Here is a 19,416-nt window from a genome sequence, read left to right on the forward strand (position 1 = left end):
GCCGCGGATTCCCCGGACGGGGAATCCGTACCCGGCAAGGCGGCTCACGCCGTCTTCCCTTTCAGTTGCTCGAACTGCTCGGTCGCCAGGTTGCGCAGGTGGCGGCGCAGGCGAACCAGCCCGATGTCGTGCTGGTACAGGTTCTCGCGCTGATTGGCGTCGGGCTCCATGACTTCCAGCACTTCGCGGTCCTGCTCCAGCACCGCCCAGTGGCGCGCTTCCAGCCGGTTGCGGTACAGGAACTGCCACGCATGGCGCTGCCAGCCCGAGACCTTGCGGCAGCGCCAGTGGAACACGGCGGCGAGGTTCTCGGAGATGGGAGTGTAGGTGCCGACGATGGCGAAGCTGCCGCCGGGGCCGCCGGTGGACGGATACGGGATTTCGAGCCGCAGCCAGTGCAGGCCGGTGTTCGCCCATTCGGTCCAGTCGAAGTTCACGCCGCGCTGGCCCTTCTTCTCGAAGACGAAGCCGTGCTCGGTGTCGCGCACGCCGAAATCGGCCACCGAGGAACCCTCGGCCATCGAGTGCGACTGCTTGTGCAGATAGGTCCCGTGCATCGGGTCCATGACGTTGTCGATGACGTAGCGATAGTCGCCGCGCCATTCGGTGTAGCACAGGAAGGCCGCGTACTCGTCCGAGACCAGTTCTTCGGGCAGCGTGAAGTCGGGCGCCTCGTCCACGTTGGTGGCCGAGTTGTACAGGAACACCGCGCCGTTGCGCTCGACCACGTGGAAGGAACGCGCGGCGCGCTTGCCTTCCAGGCTGCAGCCGGGGCTGCCCGGCACGTTGGTCACCACGCCGTCGGCGCGCACCTGCACGCCATGGTAGCCGCAGGCGATGCGGTCACCCAGCAGGATGCCGCGCGACAGCGGCGCGCCGCGGTGCGGGCAATGGTCTTCCAGCGCGTACAGCTTGCCGGCCTCGTCGCGCCAGAACACCAGCTTCATGCCCAGGCGGCGCAGCGACACGGGCTTGTCGGCGATGAAGTTGGACGGACAGATCGCGTACCAGGTGTCTTTCAGGCCGTTCGCGAGCAGGGTGTCGGGGCTATCGATCTTGATCATGGCGGACTCCTCAGGCGGTCTCGGCCAGGCGGGCCAGTTCGGATTGCAGCAGGTCCTCGGTCCAGGGCACGCCGTTGGGCGCCGGAGGGCCGGCATGGTTCAGGTATTCGACGATGGGCGCGAGTTCATGCTTGCCCGCCGCGAAGGCGCGCTCGAGCGAATCGCCCAGCAGGCTTTCCCACTCGGTGGGCGTGCGGCGCCGTGCCTGATGCGGGTCCAGATAACGGTCTTGTTGCATCATTTACCTCCGTTGCGTACGCGTTCGCGGATGCGTTCGCGAACGGGAACAAAGTCATAAGTGGGATAGCACTCGGTGCGGAACACACCCCAGGCCGAGCGCTCGAGTTCGACGTTGACCGTGGCCAGCAGATGCGACGGCACCTCGAGCGTCACGATCTGCCCCAGCCCCATCGCCACGGTCCAGGACACGATCTTCACGCCCTCGGGTGGGAACCGCTCCCACCAGTCGGCTTCTTTCAGCTTGGTCTGGACCGCGTCCAGATTGTTCGACTGATCGTGCTTGAGCAGCACGGTCAACATCACATTCGCCGGCTCGGCCATACGTCGCCCCTACTTCTTCTCGGTAAGAAACTTGCCGTCGGGCGCCTTGGCGTTCTTCTGGCGGCGGGTATTGCCGTCCAGGCCGCCATCGATCGCCCATTCGGCGAACACGGTGGGACCGGGCTCGAAGTCGCGGGCTTCCCACTCGGCATCCAGGTAGTCGTCGTCGGCGTAGTACTCGATCAGGCCACCGCCCGGGAAATTGAAGTACCAGAAGTAGGCCGACGAGATCGGATGCCGGCCCGGGCCGAGCTGCGTGCTCCAGCCATCGCGGGCCATCGCCATGCCGCCGCCGAACACTTCGTGGATATCGCGCACGGCGAAAGCGACGTGGTTCAGGCCGGCGCGCGGCTGCGGCGGCTGCAGCAGGAACAGGTCGTGGTGGCCGCCCTCGGGCGCGCAGCGCAGGAAGGCGCCCTTGCCCGGATAGCGGTCGGAAGCCACGAAACCGAAGTTCTCGGTATAGAACTGCTCGCAGGCTTTCACATCCTTCACGAAGAACACCACATGCCCGACTTCGATGGGGGTGGCGCGCTCGTAGATCGGGCTGCGCTCGTTGCGACGGGCCTTGGTACCCCAGGTGTTCATGCCCGGGCTGTCGAGATCGAGGTCGATCTTGCGGGTGGTCTGGAAACGCACGGCCAGGCCGTTGGGATCGGTACAACCGACCCGGCCGCCTTCGTTCACGTAGCCCGGCTTGTCCTTCAGGCGAGCCGCGAAACGCTCCAGCACCTCGTCGCTGGACACGCCCCACACCACTTCACGCAGCGTCGGGCCGTCCTCGATCGCCGGCGGCAGTCCCGGGAAATCGGTGGTCTTCACGATCACCCGGCACTTGTTCATCGACTCGAACACCAGCGACTTGTCCGTTTCCTCGGCCAGCGTCAGGCCCCAGTCGGACAGGAATTTCCTGCAGGCGGCCAGATCGTCGGCGCCGTAGGTGATTTCGTCTATACCCAATACGTCCATTTTGCTCTCCTACCTCAGTTTGCCCAAGGCAACGGATTCTGGTTCATGCCCCAGTACATGCCTTTCTGTTCCATGTACTGCAGGATGCCGAGTCGGCCCTTCTCGCGGCCGAGGCCGCTGTCGCGCCAGCCGCCGAACGGCGTGGAGATCGAGAAGAACTTGTAGGTGTTGATCCACACCGTACCGGCCTGCACGGCGCGGCCGACGCGCCAGGCGCGCTTGTAGTCGCTCGTCCAGATGCCGGCAGCCAGCGCGTACACGCTGTCGTTGGCCTGCTCGATCAGGTTCTCTTCGTTGTCGAAGGGCATCGCCACCAGCACCGGCCCGAAGATTTCCTCCTGGCTGATGCGCGCCTGGTTGTCCAGGCCTTCGATGATGGTGGGGCGATAGAAATAACCCTTGTCGTAGATGCCGCCTTCCGGACGCTGGCCGCCGGTGCGGATGCGGCCGCCTTCGGACACGCCCATCTCGACGTAGCGCTCGATCGACTCGCGATGGCGGCCGGTGATGAGCGGGCCCATCTGGGTGCGCTCGTCGGCGGGGTCGCCCACGCGCAGCGCGGCGGCACGCTGGGTCAGCCGGTCCAGGAACTGCTCATAGATGGACGAGGCGACGAACAGGCGCGAACCGGCGATGCAGGACTCGCCCGACGAGCTGAAGATGCCGTACAGCACGCCGTTGACGGCATGGTCCAGGTCGGCGTCCTCGAACACCATGGTGGGCGACTTGCCGCCCAGCTCCAGCGACACCGGCATCATCTTGTCGGCGGCGATGTGGGCGATGTGCCGGCCGGTGGTCGTGCCGCCGGTGAAGGACACGCGCTTGACCAGCGGATGCTTGGTGATGGCGTCGCCGATGACCGAACCCTTGCCGGGCAGCACGCTGATGATGCCCTTGGGCACGCCGGCTTCCTCGCAGATGGCGGCCAGGTCCAGCGCCATCAGCGGCGTGACTTCGGCGGGCTTGACCACGAGGGCGTTGCCGGCGGCCAGCGCCGGAGCCATCTTCTGGGCCTCGCTGGCGATGGGCGAGTTCCACGGGGTGATGGCGGCCACCACGCCCATGGGGTCGTACACGCTCATGGACATGTAGTCGCCGCGCGACGGGGTGATCACTTCCTCCAGCGTCTCGCAGGCGGCGGCGAAGAACTGGAAGGTGCCGGCCGCGCTGGCCACCAGTGCGCGCGTCTCGCTGATGGGCTTGCCGTTGTCCAGGCGCTGGCGCTGGGCCAGGTCCTCGGCGCGCTCGCGGATCAGCTGCGCGATCCGGTACAGCACGGCGGCGCGCTCGTGCGGCTTGCGCTGGGCCCAGCCGCTGGTGCGGAAGGCCTGGTGCGCGCCCTGGATCGCCTCTTCGACGTCGTCCAGGCTGGCCGCGTTCAGGTAGGCCACGGGCTCGCCGGTGGCCGGATAGAGCGTGGCGTAGCGGTCGCCGCCGCCCTCGCGCCAGACGCCGGCGACGCAGATGGGAAGATTCTTGTCGGAAATCAGCATGGTTCAGGCTCCCGCCTTGTCGGTCGCGGCCTTGACCGGGGGACCCGCGAACTTGGTGTTGAAGCCGCCGACCGACAGCATGTCGATCTCGACGATGAACGGCCCCTTGGCGGCCAGGCCCTGCTTGAGCGCGCCTTCCAGCTCGTCCAGGTTCCTGACGCGGGCATGACCCAGGCCCATGGCCTGGGTCAGCAGCGCGTAGTCCGGGGTGTGCAGCTGCACGTAGTGCTTGCGCCCGCCGTAGACCGCGTCCTGGATGTTCTTGATGACGCCGTACGCCTGGTCGTTCATCAGGACGATCAGCATGTCGGCCTGTTCCTGCACCGCCGTCGCCAGCTCGCCCAGGTTCAGGATGAAGCCGCCGTCGCCGGCCAGCGTGAAGGTCTTCTTGCCCGAGCCGCTGACGGCCGCGCCCACGGCGGCGCCCACGCCCATCGCCAGGCCCAGGCCGATGCCGCCGCCCAGGGCGTGCACGCCGGCCTTGGGTTCATGCAGGCACGGCAGGCGGTTGCCCCAGATGCTGTTGGACAGCGTGACGTCGCGCACCCAGTTGAAGGATTCGCCCACCACGGATTGCAGGGTGTCGATCAGCCTGGTGTAGGGGCCGACGTCGTCGCGCAGCTTGGCCATCGCGCCCTGCTTGGCGGACTGGATGTCGTCCAGGAACTTGGGGTCGACCGACATCTTGCCTTCCAGCCGGTCGGCCAGGCCCTTGAGCGCCAGGGTGGCATCGCCGTTAACGAAGAAATCGGTCGTGTAGGCACGGCCGTCCGCCTGCGAATCGGCATCGATGCGGTAACGGGTGGCGGGCAGCTTGATCGCGTACTTCAGTGTCTCGTTGCTGCGCAGGCGCGAACCGACCACCAGCAGCGCGTCCACGGTCTGGTAGAGGTTCTCGACCGGCTTGGCGACCGTGAACGAACCCAGGCAGGCCGGATCGTTTTCCGGGATCACGCCTCGGCCCTGCGTGCTGGTGATCACGCCGAAGCCCAGCTTGACCAGGCGGCGAACCTGCTCGCCGGCCTGGCGGGCACCGCCGCCCAGCCACAGCAGCGGACGCTTGGCCTGGGCCAGGCGCCGGGCCAGCTCGTCCAGCGCGGCCTCGGACGGCACCAGCGCCGCCACGGGCAGCGGGCTCAGGTCGGCGGGTTCGTCGATCAGGGCGGCCTGCACATCGATGGGGATCTCGATGCTGACCGGACCGGTCGGGGCCGTCATGGCGATCTGCACCGCGCGCTTGACGATGCCGATGGCGGTCTCGGGCGTGCGGATGCGGAAGGCGGCCTTGGACACGGCCTGCAGCATGTCGAGCTGGTGGTTGGCTTCGTGGATGAAGCCCAGGTTCTGGTCCAGGTAGGGGCTGTCGATCTGGCCGGTCAGGTGCAGCAGCGGCGTGCCGGCGGTGATGGCCTCGACCATCGAGCCGGCGGCATTGCCGGCGGCGGTGCCGGTGCTGGTCACGGTCACGCCCAGGCCGCCGGTGGTGCGGGCATAGGCGTCGGCCATGTTGGTCGCGCCGGCTTCGCCGCGGGCCATGACGAAGCGGATGTTCCCGCGTTCGCCGAAGGCGTCCAGGATGGGCATGTTGTGGATCGAGATGACCCCGAATGCCGCCTTGACGCCGCAGTTCTCGAGGAACTGCGCAATGGCTGCGCCGACGGTGATACGGTTGACATTAGGCATGACGGCAAACCCCTCCGGAGATATCGATATGGCTGCCCGTCGTGTAGGAAGACAAGGGCGTGGCAAGGAAGAAAATGGCCCGCGCGGGCTCTTCGGGACGGCCGAGGCGGCCCAGCGGAATCTGTTTTTCGGCGGCGATGCGGCCCGTCCATTGCTCCCAGGTCAGCGCGCGGTCCTTGCGCTCCTCGTAGCGGCGGCGCCATTGGCCCGACTCGACCAGGCCCAGCAGGATGCCGTTCACGCGGATCTTCTTGGGAGCCAGTTCGAAGGCCAGCGAGCGCACCAGGTTGTGGATGCCGGCGCGCGCGGCCGACGTGGCCACCATGTGCGGTTCGGGCTGGATGGCCAGCAGCGAATTCACGCACACGATCGCGGCATCCTCGCTCTGCTCAAGCTGCGGAATGAAGGTGCGGGTCGGGTTGATGACCGAGAAGAACTTCAATTGGACTTCGTCCAGCCAGGCCGAGTTCTCGGTGCTGGCGAACGTGGATACACGGCCCTGGCCGGCGTTGTTGACCAGGATGGACGCCGTTCCCAGTTCCTTTTGCACCTGGGCGGCGAAGGCCTCGACCTGTTCGGGCACCAGCACGTCGCAGCGGGCCGCAAGGATGCGGGCGCCGGGAAAACGGGCAAGGAGGCCTTCCCTGGCTTCCTTGAGCTTGTCCTCGTTGCGGCCGCAGAAGGCGACCGCCGCGCCGGCTTCCAGCAACAAGCCGACCGTCGCGAGACCGATGCCCGAGGTACCCCCCGTGACGACGGCGACTTTCCCGTCAAGCTTATACATAGTCATTAGGCAACCATTCCGTTCAGTTTTTCATCGAGACCGTAGGCGGCATCCTGCCCACGGTAGTTGAGCAAAGAAGAGAGTTCGGCGGCGCTTTCGCACACGCTGTCTGCCAGACGCTCCAGGCGGCCGGCTTCCAGCGGCACGGCGGGCATCGCCACGCCCAGCGCGGCGGCGATGGCTCCGCCCTGCTCGCGCACCGGCGCGGCCAGGGTCGAGATGCCCGATTCGAAAAAGCCTTCGTGCAGCAGGTAGGGCCGCCGGCGGTCCTCCGCCAGCAGCGCGTGCAATTGCTCCACGGAGCGCGGCGTGAACGCGTTGACGATGGGCAGCGTGCCCTGCGGATACAGCTCGCGCAGTTCGTCCAGGGACATGTCGGCCATCAGCACCCGGCCCAGCACCGTGGCGTGGGCGGGCAGGCGCGTGCCGACGTTCACCGAGCTGGCGAGCGGGGTATTGGCGGCCGCCTTGGCGACATAGACGATGTCCGCGCCGTCGCGCACCACCAGGTGACAGGAAAGATTGAACTCGTTGCGCACCCGCTCCAGCAGGGGGGCCCCCAGTTGGGTCAGTTCGAGCGAGGCGAGGTATTCGAAGCCCAGGCGCAGCACGGCCATGCCCAGGAAGTAGTCGCGGCCGTTGTCCGCGCGATGGATGAATCCCATGCGCTCGAGCGTGGCCAGCAGCCGGAATACCGTGGTGCGGGGCACGCCCAGCCGGCGCGCCAGTTCGGGGGCGTTCATGGCGCCCTGGGCCTGGCCGACCTCGCACAGCACGCGCAGGCCGCGCTCCAGGCCGGGAACGACGTACTTGTCCTGCGAAGTTTCCTGAGGAAGAAGCGGGTTCACGGCGCGCGCCAGGGTTCGTTCGAGCAGCTAAGGGATGGGCATGAATGTCGTTTCAAATATGAACTGATAATCCATACACGGAACAGAACGAAATATAGCCGCTCCGCCTTCCCGTCGTCACTAGGGTAAACCCTATATAACGCTCAGCGGCCTTCGGCGTCCAGGCCCAGCACGCGCAACCGCGCGCGCAGCCGCCGTATTTCGTTGCTCATGTCGAGGATCAGGGCCGCCGCGTCCAGGCTGGCGTCGAAATCGCGCTGCAGGTCGCGCGCCGCCAGCGCCTGCCGCAGCGCGGCGCTGTCGAAGCACCAGTCGGCCGGACGGCCGCTGGCCTCGATGATGCCGACCCGGACCAGTTGCAGCACCCAGGTCTCTTCCGCGCCGCAGGCCCGGGCCAGCTCCCCGGTGCTGAGCGGCTGTTCCTTGCCCACCAGGGTGGCGGTGACGGCAACCGTCTTCATCGTCAGTCTCCCAGGTTCCGGCGCGGGTCGAAAGGCACTTCCTGCGCCAGGTGTCTATACGCCGCCTTCGCCTTCTCGGTGTCGGCGGGCGGCCAGGCGATCTCCAGTACCAGATAGAAATCGCCGGCCGGGTCCCCCGGGATGCCCTTGCCCTTCAGACGCAGCTTGCGGCCGTCGCGCGAATTCGCCGGCACGTTGACCTCGACCGGCCCGTGCGGCGTGGGCGCCCGCACCGTGGCGCCCAGCGCGGCCTCCCAGGGGGCGACCGGCAGGTCCATGTACAGGTCGCGGCCCTCGACCCGATAGCGCGGGTGGGGCTTGATCCGGATCTCGAGGTAGAGGTCGCCGTTCTCGCCGCCGCCCAGGCCCGGCATGCCCTGCCCCGCCAGCCGGATGAATTGCCCTTCCCGTATCCCGGCCGGGATGCGCACGCTCAGCGTGCGCGTCTGCAGCCGGGGCTGGCCGTTCTCGTCGTGGCCGATGGAGCGCAGCGAGATGTCGCGGGTCGCGCCGTGCAGGGCGTCGTCCAGGTCGATCTCGATGGCGGCGTGGTGGTCCTCGCCGCGGGCGCGCATGGGCGCGCCGCCCGGACGCTGGCGCGCGCCGAACAGCGACGAGAAGAACTCGCTGAACGCCGCATCATCGTTGGGGCTGGCCCCGCGGAACTCGAACCCGCTATCCCAGTCGGGCGGCGGGCGGAAATCGCCGCCGGACGAGACGCCGGCCGCCAGGTTGTCGTAGGCGGCCCGCTTCTCGGGATCCTTCAGCACCTGGTAGGCCTCGTTGACGTCGCGCATGCGCTGCTCGGCGTCGGCTTCCTTGCTGACGTCCGGATGGTACTTGCGGGCCAGCTTGCGGTAGGCATGCCGGATATCGTCGTCCGACGCCCCCTGCTCGACGCCCAGAGTAGCGTAGTAGTCCTTGAACTCCATAGCCGCGGTCTCGCAAAGTAAAGTGCCGCCCCTGCCCGGGGGGTTACCGTCTTATATGTGGGACACGCCGACCGATTTCAATCGCCCGGGGCGAAGGAGGACCCTCGTCGGCTTCCAGTCTATCAGGGCGGGCCGGACAGCAGAACCTTGGCGATTTGTGCCGTATCCTTCGAGGACCTCATTCGAACTCAAGGAACGACGCCTCCCCATGCACGCGCCATCGGACTACGTCGGCCGCTTCGCCCCCAGCCCCACCGGCCCCCTGCACCAGGGCTCGCTGGCGGCCGCGCTGGCCAGCCATCTGGACGCCCGCGCCCATGGCGGACGCTGGCTAGTGCGTGTCGAGGACCTGGACGCGCCGCGGGTCGTGGAAGGCGCCGACCGCATCATCCTGGACCAATTGCGGGCCCTGGGCCTGCACTGGGACGGCGAGGTGCTCTACCAGTCCTCGCGCCACCAGGCCTACCGCGCGGCCTTCGATACGCTGCGGCGCCAGGGCATGGTCTACGCCTGCGGCTGCACGCGCAAGGAAATCGCCGATTCCGTCCTGAGCGCGCGCGGCTACCTGCCGGCCGGCGAACTGCCCTATCCGGGCACCTGCCGCGGCGGGCTGCACGGCAAGCCGGCCCGCGCCTGGCGGCTGCGCGTGCCGCCGGGCACCGTACGTATCGACGATCGATGGATGGGGGTGATCGAACAGGACGTGGCGGACGAGGTGGGCGACTTCGTGCTGTTCCGCGCGGACGGGATGTGGGCCTACCAACTGGCTGTGGTGGTGGACGACGCCGAGCAGGGCGTCACCGACGTCGTGCGCGGCAAGGACCTGATCGGCTCCACGCCCAGGCAGAAAATCCTGCAGACGCTGCTGGCGCTGCCGGTCCCCCGGTGGATGCACGTGCCGGTGGTGGTCAATGCCGACGGGCAGAAACTGTCGAAACAGACCGGCGCGGCCGCGATCGATACGCAGCGGCCGCTGGCCGCGTTGCAGGCCGCGTGGCGCCACCTGCAATGCGAGCCGCTGCCGGCGGCGGACGTCCCCGCCTTCCTGGCCGAGGCGACGGACCGCTGGGCGCGGCGATGGGCAATACATCGGGGATGAGGCCGGGGCGCGGCAAGCGCCCCGACGATGGCCGGCAGAAGGTCAGTCCTTCTTGCCGCCGCCCAGCAGCACGGCCAGCGGCCGCTTGGCGGAAGTGCGGGGCGGCACGGGAGGCGCCTCGCTGTGGACCGGCTCGGTGCCGTTCGCGGGCACGTAGGGGCGGAAGAAGAAATCGTCGACGGGCTTGGCCGGCGGCTCGTAGCGATGGCGCTCGCCACGTTCGCCGCGTCCGCCATGGCTGCGGACCGGACGTTCGCGATCGCGTTCGCCGCGCGACGATGCCAGCACCGACGCCGGCAGGTCCAGCTGGCCGCGCGGGATCTCGCGCTTGATCAGCTTCTCGACGTCGAGCAGGAAGCGCTCTTCCTCGGGCGCGAACAGCGCGATGGCCTCGCCCGTCGCGCCGGCACGGCCGGTGCGCCCGATGCGGTGCACGTAGTCCTCGGCGTTGTAGGGCAGGTCGTAGTTGATCACGCAGGGCACGCCGGCCACGTCCAGGCCGCGGGCCGCGACGTCGGTCGCCACCAGCACCTCCAGTTCGCCGGCCTTGAAGGCCTCGAGCGCCTTCATGCGATCGGCCTGGGTCTTGTCGCCGTGGATGGACTCGGCCCGCACGCCGTCGCGCTCGAGCTGCCGCGCCAGGCGGGCGGTGCCGATCTTCGTGTTGGAGAACACGATGACCTGCTTCAGGCCGCGCGACTTGACCAGGTGCACGACCGCCGCGCGCTTGGCGTCGCCGCTCAGCTTGTAGGCGATCTGGCTGACGGTGTCGGCCGTGGCGTTGCGCGCCGCGACCTCGATCTCGACCGGCTGCGTCAGGTAGGAGCGCGCCAGCTTGCGGATCTCGTTGCTGAAGGTGGCCGAGAACAGCAGCGTCTGGCGCTGCTGGGGCAGCAGGCGGATGATGCGTTCAAGGTCCGGCAGGAAGCCCATGTCGAGCATCCGGTCGGCCTCGTCCAGCACCAGCATGCCGACCTGGCCCAGATTGATGGTTTTCTGCTCGACGTGGTCGAGCAGGCGTCCCGGGGTCGCGATCAGCACCTCGCAGCCGCGCCGCACTTCTTCCTTCTGGGGGCCGATGTCGACCCCGCCGAAGACCACGGCCGCGCGCAGGGGCGTGAACTGGCTGTAGCGCTTGACGTTATCGGCCACCTGGTCGGCCAGCTCGCGCGTGGGCGTGAGGATCAGCGCGCGCACGGGATGCCGGGCCGGCGATGCGCTGTGGTTGGCCAAGGGCATGAGCCGATGGAGGATGGGAAGGGTGAAAGCCGCGGTCTTGCCGGTTCCGGTTTGCGCTGCGCCCATTACGTCGCGGCCGCTGGTGACGACCGGAATTGCTTGCGCCTGGATAGGCGTCGGAATGGTGTACCCAGTGGCGACGACCGCCTTGAGTATGTCGGGGTGCAGGCCGAAATCGGCAAAAGAACTGGGCCCTGATGCCGCTGTATCTGTCATGGTGGGGGACCACCAATGCCGCAACACGATGATGCGTATCAATAGTCCAGAAAAATCAAAGACTTAGATTTTACCCCAAAAGCCAGCCTGTCAGCCAGAAGGAAAAACCGGCGGCGGACGGGCCCGCCGCCCCGGCGCACCATGCTGTAATGGCGGCATCGCCACCCTGCTCCGCATGCGACATGCGCCTGTCCGTCATCATCATTGCCCGCAACGAGGCCCGCAACCTGGCCGACTGCCTGGAATCGGTCCGCTTCGCCGACGAGATCGTCGTGGTCGATTCGGGCAGCACCGACGAGACGGTGGACATCGCGCGCCAGCACGGCGCCCGGGTCGAGACCACCCCCGACTGGCCCGGCTTCGGCCCGCAGAAGAACCGCGCGCTGGCCCTGGCCACCGGCGACTGGGTGCTGTCGATCGATGCCGACGAACGGGTGACGCCCGAACTGGCCGCCGCGATCGCCGACGTCCTGCGCGCACCGCGCCACGACGCCTACGACATGCCACGGCTGTCCAGTTTCTGCGGCCGCTTCATCCGCCACAGCGGCTGGTGGCCCGACCGCGTGCTGCGCCTGTTCCGGCGCGGCACGGCCCGCTTCAGCGACGACCTGGTGCACGAAAAGGTGGTCGCCGACGGCGCGGTGGGACACCTGGCGCCGCATCTGCTGCACTACACCTATCCCGACCTGGACAGCGCCATCGCCAAGATGAACCGCTATTCCACGGACAGCGCGCAGGCCCTGCACGCGCGCGGCCGGCGCGCCGGCGTGGGTGCCGCGATCGGGCATGGCGCCTGGACCTTCGTGCGGCTGTACGTCTTCAAGCGCGGCTTCCTGGACGGCCGCCACGGGTTCCTGCTCGCGGCCACCGCGGCCGCCGGCAGCTTCTATCGCTATGCGAAGCTCAGCCTGAAATAGGCGCGGCCAACCGGCGAATGCGGCCATGCGCAAGATCATCCACTGCGATTGCGACTGCTTCTACGCATCGATAGAAATGCGCGACGACCCCAGCCTGCGCGGCCGGCCGCTGGCCGTGGGCGGGCGGCCCGAGACCCGGGGCGTGGTGGCCACCTGCAACTACGAGGCGCGCAAGTACGGCGTCCATTCGGCGATGTCGTCGGCGCGCGCGGTGCGGCTGTGCCCGGACCTGCTCATCATTCCGCCCAGGATGGAGATGTACCGCGTGGCCTCGGCGCAGATCATGGACATCTACCGCGACTACACCGAACTGGTCGAACCGCTGTCGCTGGACGAGGCCTACCTGGACGTGACCGGCAGCGACCGGCTGCAGGGCAGCGCCACGCGGATCGCCAGCGAGATCCGGCAGCGCGTGGCCCAGGCCGTCGGCATCACCGTCTCGGCGGGCGTGGCGCCCAGCAAGTTCGTGGCCAAGATCGCCAGCGACTGGAACAAGCCCGACGGCCTGTTCGTGGTGCGCCCGCAGGACGTGGACACCTTCGTGGCGGCCCTGCCCGTCGCCAAGCTTCACGGCGTGGGCAAGGTGACCGGCGCGCGGCTCAAGGCGCTGGGCGTCGAGACCTGCGCCGACCTGCGGGAATGGGAACACGACCGGCTGCGCGACGAATTCGGCGCGTTCGGCGAACGCCTGCACGACCTGTGCCGCGGCATCGACCTGCGCGAGGTCTCGCCCACCCGTGAACGCAAGTCGGTCAGCGTGGAGCAGACCTTCGTGACCGACCTGCACACGCTGGAGGCGTGCCAGGCGCTCCTGCGCGAGATGCTGGACCAGCTCGACGCGCGCGTGCGGCGCGCCGATGCCCAGAACCACATCCAGAAACTGTTCGTGAAACTGCGCTTCTCGGACTTCAACCGCACCACCGCCGAAGGCGTGGGCGCGGCGCTGGACGAGGAACAATTCCGCATCCTGCTGGCCACGGCCTTCCGCCGCAACCCGCGCGCCGTGCGGCTGATGGGCTTGGGCGTGCGCCTGGGCGCCCCCGGCGGACAGCTCGCGCTGTTCGGCGATCAGCCGACGGTTTCGGAACCCGACACCGTGTAGCCGGCCTCTTCGATCAGCTTGGCGATGCGCGCGGCATCGCCGGCCTGGTCGACGCGCACCTTCCCGGCGCCCAGGTCGACCTCGACATGGGCCTGGGGGTAGGCGGACTGCACCGCCTGGGTGACGGACTTGACGCAGTGTCCGCAGCTCATTCCCTGCACCTGGAATTCAAACATGGCATGACTCCTTTCTTGATGGTGTAGCCAGTATTTCCCTTCCCACGATGGCAAGGTCAAGCGCCGTTGCGCCGCGCCAACCAACGGGCGGCACCCTGCCCCGACCAGCGGCCGCTGGCAAGGCAGGCCGTGAGCAGATAGCCGCCGGTGGGCGCCTCCCAATCCAGCATCTCGCCGGCGCAGAAGACACCGGGCAGCGCGCCCAGCATGCCGTGTTCGTCCATGCCGTCGAACGCCACGCCGCCGGCGCTGCTGATGGCCTCGTCGATGGGACGCGGCGCGCGCAGCGTCAAGGGCAGCGACTTCACCCAGGCGGCCAGCCTGGCGGGATCGTGGAAGTCGGCGGCCGGCACGATCTCGCGCAGCAGGCCCGCCTTCACGCCATCCACCTTGATACGCGCGCGCAGATGGTTGGCCATGGATTTGCTGCCGCGCGGCCACGCCAGTTCCTCGGCGACACGCTCCATGCCCAGCCCGGGCGCCAGGTCGAGCCGCAATTCGGCGTGGCCGTGGCGAGCGACGGCCTCGCGCAGGCGGGCCGAGGCGGCATAGACCAGGCTGCCCTCGACGCCGTAGCCGGACACGACGAACTCGCCGCCGCGGCGCCACTCGCCCTGCTCGTCGGACATGGCGAGCGTGACCGCGCGTACCGGCTGCCCCGCGTAGCGTTCGCGGAAATGCGGACTCCAGTCGATCTCGAAACCGCAGTTGGCAGGCGCCAGCGGTGCGATGCGCACGCCGCGCCCGGCCAGCCACGGCACCCAGGCCGCGTCCGATCCCAGCCGCGGCCAACTCGCGCCGCCCAGGGCCAGCACCACGGCATCGTGGTGCTGGACCGCGCGGCCGGCCGGCGTGTCGAAGGCCAGCGCACCGCCCTCCTCCCATCCCAGCCATCGATGCCGCATGTGCAGGCGCACGCCCTGCCCCCGCAGCCGGTGCAGCCACGCGCGCAACAGCGGCGCGGCCTTCATTTCCTTGGGAAAGACCCGGCCCGAGGAGCCGACGAAGGTCTCGATGCCCAGGCCATGCACCCAATCGCATATGGCCCGGGCGCCGAACGCTTCGAGCATGGGTGCCAGCGCCTCGGCGCGATCGCCATAGCGGGCCAGGAAGGCCGCCGCCGGTTCGGAATGGGTGATGTTCAGGCCGCCTATGCCTGCCAGCAGGAACTTGCGGCCCGCCGACGGCATGGCGTCGTAGACGTCCACCGCGATGCCCGCCCCGGCCAGGACCTCGGCGGCCATCAGGCCCGCCGGCCCGGCGCCCACCACGGCGGCGCGACCGGACGCGGTCAACGGCCCGGCCATGGCCGGCACGGCGCACCGTTCACAGGTTGACGACCCGGCCCATGGCCAGTTTCTCGGGCGAATAATTCAACAGGCGGGACAACTCCATGGCGGTGTTGCGCACCCGGCCGACCAGGTCGTCGATACGCTCGGGCTCGAAGCGCGACGAGGGGATCGTGGCGCCCAGCGCGGCCACGATGCGACCGGTGGCGTCGCGCACCGGCGCGGCGATGGTCGAGACCCGCGCCTCGAAGAAGGCTTCCTGCAGCACATAGCCGCGTTCACGGTCCTTCTGCACCAGCTCGTACAAATCCATCACGGTCGTGGGCGTGCTGGAGGAATAGCTGGCCAGGTGTTCCTCGGGGAACAGCTCGCGCAGTTCGTCCAGCGTGAGATCCTCCAGCAGGACGCGGCCCAGCACCGTGGCGTGCGCGGGCAGCCGCGTGCCGACGTGGACCGAGCTGGTGAAGGGCGTGGGCGCCGACGACTTGGCGACGTAGACGATGGAGCGGCCATCGCGCACGACCAGGTTGCACGAGAACCCGATCTCGCCGCGCAGGCGCTCCAGCAGGGGCGCGCCCAGTTCGGTCAGTTCGAGCGAGGCCAGATATTCGAAGCCCAGCCGCAGCACGGCCAGTCCGAGCCGGTAGTCGTGCCCGCCCTCGGCCCGCTGGACGAAGCCCATGGACTCCAGGGTCATCAGCAACCGGAAGACGGTGGATCGCGGCAGGCTGAGGCGGCGCGCCAGTTCGGGGGCCGACAGCTTGCGGTCGACGTGGCTGAATTGTCCCAGCAACAGCAGGCCGCGCTCCAGCGCCGGGACGAGATACTTGTCCTGCGCGACCTCCGAGATATTCCCTTTGCTCATGGTGTGACCGACTGTCTGATGGCTTGCGGACGGAATGATACCGGTCCCGACGGGCGGTGCCGGCCACGCCGCCCGCTTTTTTCAATTCATCACGAAACCGCCGTTGACCGGAAGGAGTTGCCCGGTAACGAAGCGCGCGAGGTCCGACAGCGCGAACAGCACCGATCCGCTCACGTCCTCGGGCACCTGTTCGCGGTGGATCGCCCGCTGGTCATGGTAGAGCTGGTGCCGCGCCTCGGGCACGTACTCCGTCGCCTCGACCAGGGTCAGCCCCGGGGCAATGGCATTGACGGTGATGTTGTCGGCGCCGAACTCGCGCGCCAGCGACCGCGTCATCGCCGTGACCGCGCCCTTGCTGGCGACGTAGGCCATCAGGTTGGGCGCGCCCCACAGGGCCGTGTCCGACGCAAGGTTGACGATGGCGCCCCGGCCCGACGCCTTCAGCGCCGCGTGGCAGGCGACGGACATCAGCCAGGTGCCGCGCACGTTGACCTGCATGACCTTGTCCCACACCTCGACCTCGAGCTGGTGCGCCGTGCGCCCACCCGAATTGGTGATGGCGGCGTTGTTCACCAGCCCGTCCAACCCGCCCAGCAGTTCGACGGCGCGCGCCGCGCACCGCTCGACCGAGGCCTTGTCGCCCAGGTCGACTTCGATGCCGTGCACCGGAAAGCCCCGCGCCTGCAGCGACTCGACCGCCTCTTTCAGCGTGTCGGCCAGGATGTCGGCCATGGCCACCTGCGCGCCGGCCTGGCACAGCGCCACCGCGAACTCGTAGCCCAGCCCGCGCGCCGCGCCCGTCACCAGGATGCGGCGGCCCCGCAGGAGATTACCGATAGTGCTTGAATCCAACATTGCTCCCATTACCCGCGCTCAGACCGTGGTGGTGGCCGCGCGCGGCAGATAGTGAAGTACGCGCTTCTCGGCCCAGACGACGCCCGCGTAGGCGACGATGCCGATCAGCGTAAGCACCGCGATCGTGACGAACACGGCCGAGGTATTGCCCTGCCCCTCGCCGTCGACCAGCAGGAAGCCCAGGCCCAGGTTGCCCCCGACCAGTTCGCCCACGGTCACGCCGATGACGGCCAGCGTCGAGGCGATGCGCAGGCCCGAGAACAGCGCCGGCAGCGCCGACGGGAACTCGACCAGGCGGAAGATCTGCCAGCGGCTGGCGTTGAGCGTGCGGACCAGGTTGACCATGTCCGGGTCCACGGTGCGCACCGCCGACAGCACGTTGATCATGACCGGGAAGAACACGATCAGGATGGCGACCAGGATCTTGGGATAGATGGTATAGCCCAGCCACATCACGAACAGCGGCGCGAAGGCCACCTTGGGCGCGATCTGCAGCGCCAGGATGTACGGCGACAGGATGGATTCGGTGGTGGGCGACAGGCCCAGCACCACGCCCACCACCAGGCCCAGCAAGGCGCCCAGGATGAAGCCGACGATCACCTCGAACGCGGTGATGCCGCTGTGCATGAGCAGCTCGCTGGTCTGCCACATATGGCCGAATTCCTGGACCACGCGGCTGAAGCGGGGCAGGATGAATTCCGGCATCTTGAGCAGGCCGGGACCCCATTCCCAGGCGGCCAGGAACACCACCAGGACCAGCAGGCTGCCGGCGGCCGTGGCGACCTTGCCCGAGAAGAACGGGCGGGCCGCCGGCTTGGCGGCGCCCGCCGCGGCGGGCGCGTTTTCGTTGGATACGGATACAGACATTACCGCTCAACCCCGACGAACTGGTTCGTATAAAGATCGGTCAAGGGCGCGGCCTTGGACACGATGCCTTCCGACACGTAGAACTTCTGCACTTCCGCCAGGCGGGCGGTGTCCATCTGGCCCAGCACCTTCTGGTCGGCGTACACGTACTTGTTGTACAGGCGCAGGATGCGCTCGAGCTTCTCTTCCTTGCCCTTGAAGGCCGGCGCGGCCTGGGCGTAGGTGGCGGCGGCGCTCTTGGGATCCTTCATCACGTCCTGCATGCCGCGCAGGGTCGCGCGCACCAGGCGCTTGATCAGGTCCGGGTTGTTCTTGATCGTTTCGTCCGAGGCGATGATGGCCTGCGCCATGCTGTTGAACGGCTTGTCGACCTTCAGGTACTCGACGTTGCCGTTGGTGGCCTCGTCGGCATCGACCAGCCAGTCGGGCGTGGCGGCCATGCCCTCGGACTTGCCGGCGGCGAACAGCTGCCAGACGCCGGCCGGGCCCGCGGCCTGGATGGACACGTCGTTCTTGCTCAGGTTGTACTTCTTGAGCGTGCCCAGCAGCGCGTAGTAGGTCGTGTCGCTGTACGAGATCACGGTCAGGGTCTTGCCCTTGAGATCAGGAACCGACTTGATCGGACCGTTCTTCTTGACCGCCAGCGCCGACAGCGAGCCGGCGCCCAGCACGGCGACGGCCTTCACCGGCACGCCGTTGGCGCGGACGATGATGGGCGTGTCGCCGATGGCGCCGCCGATCACGGCATTGCCGGCGCCGATCTGCTTGGCGACGTCGACGCCGCCCTTGCCCAGCACGAAATTGACCTTGATGTTCTCATCGGCGTAGTAGCCGCGCTGCTGCGCGATCATCCACGGGGCGAAGGCCGGCAGCGTGGGCGGCGCGGGCAGCAGATAGTTCACTTCCTCGGGCGCGGCGTGGACGGCGAAGGGCGAGGCGACAGCCACGGCGACGGCGGCCAGTTTGAAGCTGAACGAGACCAGAGCTTTTTTCATAGGGCTTCCTGTAAAGAATGGGCGCCCACGGGCGCGACGTGCGTGATCGGGAGAAATGGACGGTCAGTGCAGTTCGGCGGTTTCCTTGCCGACCTTCAGCAACTCCATCAGGCGCCCCTGCAGCGGGCCGATTTCCGGCAGCTTGCGCCGCTCCAGCGGGTTGTCCCGCATGGGCAGGTCGACGACGATTTCCTCGATGATGGTGCCGGGACGCTCGCTCATGACCAGCAGGCGGTCGGACAGCGCGATGGCCTCCACCAGGTCGTGGGTGATGAACAGCGCCGTCTTGCGCTTCTCGTACACCATCTTGGCCAGGTCCTGCTGCAGCACCATCTTGGTCTGCGCATCCAGGGCCGAGAACGGTTCGTCCAGCAGCAGCACCTGCGGGTCCACGGCCAGCGTGCGAGCCAGCGCGGCACGCTGGCGCATGCCACCCGACAACTGGTAGGGATAGTGTTCCTCGAAGCCCTTCAGGTGGCACTTGGCCAACAGCTCGTCGGCGATCACCTTGCGCTCGCGGGCCGGGGCACCGTCGATTTCCAGTCCCAGCTCGACATTGGCGCGGATGGTGCGCCACGGCATCAGCAAATCCTTCTGCAGCATGAACGCCACCTTGCGCACGGGCTTGGTGACGCGCTCGCCGCCCACGTAGACCTCGCCCTCGCTGGGCAGGTAGAGGCCGGCGCCCATGTTCAGCAACGTACTCTTGCCGCAACCCGACGGGCCGATGATGGACACCACCTCGCCGCTGCGTATGCTGAGATTGACGTCGGTGACCGCGGTGCGGGGTTCTCCCGTCTGGCGATCCATGAAGCGCTTGCCAACCTTGCGGAACTCGATTTCATTCATGTTGCGGGCCTGTAGGAACCGAAGCTTCGATCCGGCGGCGAACGGGAGCGGAACTGCCCCATCCCCGTGGTTGCGGGGGGCCGGACACTGCGATAGTGTTATTCGATCGCTGGGCCGGCATCGTTCGTCGTCTTAAATACGAAACCTCATCT

21 protein-coding genes are annotated in these 19,416 nt (G+C 68.0%); 3 read left to right on the plus strand and 18 right to left on the minus strand.

From position 1 onward, the window contains the following. Positions 1 to 44: 44 nt before the first annotated feature. The 10 genes from EGT29_RS19410 to EGT29_RS19455 all read right to left on the minus strand — a co-directional run bounded on the left by EGT29_RS19410 (position 45) and on the right by EGT29_RS19455 (position 8,795). Entirely contained in the window at positions 45 to 1,064 is a 1,020-nt protein-coding gene (locus EGT29_RS19410) for an aromatic ring-hydroxylating dioxygenase subunit alpha (RefSeq protein ID WP_124690513.1), read from the minus strand. A gap of 10 nt (positions 1,065 to 1,074) precedes the next feature. Next, on the minus strand, positions 1,075 to 1,302 hold the full coding sequence (locus tag EGT29_RS19415) for a recombinase-like helix-turn-helix domain-containing protein (RefSeq protein WP_124692444.1): 228 nt from the start codon (positions 1,300 to 1,302) through the stop codon (positions 1,075 to 1,077). Next, positions 1,302 to 1,604: a hypothetical protein gene (locus tag EGT29_RS19420; RefSeq protein ID WP_370283055.1), complete on the minus strand. Its 303-nt coding sequence runs from the start codon at positions 1,602 to 1,604 to the stop codon at positions 1,302 to 1,304. Before EGT29_RS19420 ends, EGT29_RS19415 begins: the two co-directional genes overlap by 1 nt. A gap of 30 nt (positions 1,605 to 1,634) precedes the next feature. Beyond that, positions 1,635 to 2,594 (minus strand): VOC family protein, encoded by a 960-nt coding sequence (locus EGT29_RS19425; protein ID WP_124690515.1) that lies wholly within the window; start codon positions 2,592 to 2,594, stop codon positions 1,635 to 1,637. Positions 2,595 to 2,608: 14 nt separating this feature from the next. Beyond that, a complete protein-coding gene (locus EGT29_RS19430) occupies positions 2,609 to 4,087 on the minus strand; it encodes an aldehyde dehydrogenase (RefSeq protein WP_370282482.1) in 1,479 nt (492 codons plus the stop codon). Between the two features lie 3 nt (positions 4,088 to 4,090). Then, positions 4,091 to 5,770, minus strand: a complete 1,680-nt coding sequence (locus tag EGT29_RS19435; RefSeq protein ID WP_124690516.1) for a thiamine pyrophosphate-binding protein — start codon at positions 5,768 to 5,770, stop codon at positions 4,091 to 4,093. Then, entirely contained in the window at positions 5,763 to 6,560 is a 798-nt protein-coding gene (locus tag EGT29_RS19440) for an SDR family oxidoreductase (protein WP_124690517.1), read from the minus strand. Before EGT29_RS19440 ends, EGT29_RS19435 begins: the two co-directional genes overlap by 8 nt. Next, positions 6,560 to 7,402 (minus strand): IclR family transcriptional regulator, encoded by an 843-nt coding sequence (locus EGT29_RS19445; RefSeq protein ID WP_124690518.1) that lies wholly within the window; start codon positions 7,400 to 7,402, stop codon positions 6,560 to 6,562. The genes EGT29_RS19440 and EGT29_RS19445 overlap by 1 nt, the downstream gene beginning before the upstream one ends. Positions 7,403 to 7,545: 143 nt before the next feature. Next, positions 7,546 to 7,863, minus strand: coding sequence for a chaperone modulator CbpM (locus tag EGT29_RS19450; protein ID WP_124690519.1), 318 nt, complete (start codon positions 7,861 to 7,863; stop codon positions 7,546 to 7,548). A gap of 2 nt (positions 7,864 to 7,865) precedes the next feature. Continuing rightward, on the minus strand, positions 7,866 to 8,795 hold the full coding sequence (locus tag EGT29_RS19455) for a DnaJ C-terminal domain-containing protein (protein ID WP_124690520.1): 930 nt from the start codon (positions 8,793 to 8,795) through the stop codon (positions 7,866 to 7,868). A 208-nt stretch (positions 8,796 to 9,003) separates the two neighbouring features. Between EGT29_RS19455 and gluQRS the strand changes: the two genes are divergently transcribed. Then, on the plus strand, positions 9,004 to 9,894 hold the full coding sequence (gluQRS, locus tag EGT29_RS19460; RefSeq protein ID WP_124690521.1) for a tRNA glutamyl-Q(34) synthetase GluQRS: 891 nt from the start codon (positions 9,004 to 9,006) through the stop codon (positions 9,892 to 9,894). Between the two features lie 42 nt (positions 9,895 to 9,936). Here the strand turns inward: gluQRS and EGT29_RS19465 are convergent, their stop codons facing one another. Continuing rightward, positions 9,937 to 11,349, minus strand: coding sequence for a DEAD/DEAH box helicase (locus EGT29_RS19465; RefSeq protein ID WP_124690522.1), 1,413 nt, complete (start codon positions 11,347 to 11,349; stop codon positions 9,937 to 9,939). Between the two features lie 182 nt (positions 11,350 to 11,531). On the opposite strand from EGT29_RS19465, the gene EGT29_RS19470 reads away from it, so the two are divergent. Next, complete coding sequence (locus EGT29_RS19470) at positions 11,532 to 12,266, plus strand: glycosyltransferase family 2 protein (RefSeq protein WP_124690523.1); 735 nt, start codon at positions 11,532 to 11,534, stop codon at positions 12,264 to 12,266. Between the two features lie 25 nt (positions 12,267 to 12,291). Then, the gene (dinB, locus tag EGT29_RS19475) at positions 12,292 to 13,368 is read left to right on the plus strand and encodes a DNA polymerase IV (RefSeq protein ID WP_124690524.1); all 1,077 of its coding nucleotides are present in this window, start codon (positions 12,292 to 12,294) and stop codon (positions 13,366 to 13,368) included. Here the strand turns inward: dinB and EGT29_RS19480 are convergent. The 7 genes from EGT29_RS19480 to EGT29_RS19510 form a co-directional block, all read right to left on the minus strand. Continuing rightward, a complete protein-coding gene (locus EGT29_RS19480) occupies positions 13,335 to 13,544 on the minus strand; it encodes a heavy-metal-associated domain-containing protein (RefSeq protein WP_087840800.1) in 210 nt (69 codons plus the stop codon). The genes dinB and EGT29_RS19480 overlap by 34 nt on opposite strands. Before the next feature lie 56 nt (positions 13,545 to 13,600). Beyond that, the gene (locus tag EGT29_RS19485; RefSeq protein WP_124690525.1) at positions 13,601 to 14,851 is read right to left on the minus strand and encodes a TIGR03862 family flavoprotein; all 1,251 of its coding nucleotides are present in this window, start codon (positions 14,849 to 14,851) and stop codon (positions 13,601 to 13,603) included. A gap of 19 nt (positions 14,852 to 14,870) precedes the next feature. Continuing rightward, a complete protein-coding gene (locus EGT29_RS19490; protein ID WP_124690526.1) occupies positions 14,871 to 15,698 on the minus strand; it encodes an IclR family transcriptional regulator in 828 nt (275 codons plus the stop codon). A gap of 81 nt (positions 15,699 to 15,779) precedes the next feature. After that, positions 15,780 to 16,553: an SDR family oxidoreductase gene (locus EGT29_RS19495; protein WP_124690527.1), complete on the minus strand. Its 774-nt coding sequence runs from the start codon at positions 16,551 to 16,553 to the stop codon at positions 15,780 to 15,782. 18 nt (positions 16,554 to 16,571) lie between these two features. Continuing rightward, complete coding sequence (locus EGT29_RS19500; protein WP_124690528.1) at positions 16,572 to 17,420, minus strand: ABC transporter permease; 849 nt, start codon at positions 17,418 to 17,420, stop codon at positions 16,572 to 16,574. Then, positions 17,420 to 18,415, minus strand: coding sequence for an ABC transporter substrate-binding protein (locus EGT29_RS19505; protein WP_124690529.1), 996 nt, complete (start codon positions 18,413 to 18,415; stop codon positions 17,420 to 17,422). Before EGT29_RS19505 ends, EGT29_RS19500 begins: the two co-directional genes overlap by 1 nt. 63 nt (positions 18,416 to 18,478) lie before the next feature. Further along, positions 18,479 to 19,264, minus strand: coding sequence for an ABC transporter ATP-binding protein (locus EGT29_RS19510; RefSeq protein WP_124690530.1), 786 nt, complete (start codon positions 19,262 to 19,264; stop codon positions 18,479 to 18,481). Positions 19,265 to 19,416: the final 152 nt, after the last annotated feature.

Source organism: Pigmentiphaga sp. H8, assembly GCF_003854895.1.
In the GTDB taxonomy this organism is placed as follows: domain Bacteria; phylum Pseudomonadota; class Gammaproteobacteria; order Burkholderiales; family Burkholderiaceae_B; genus Pigmentiphaga.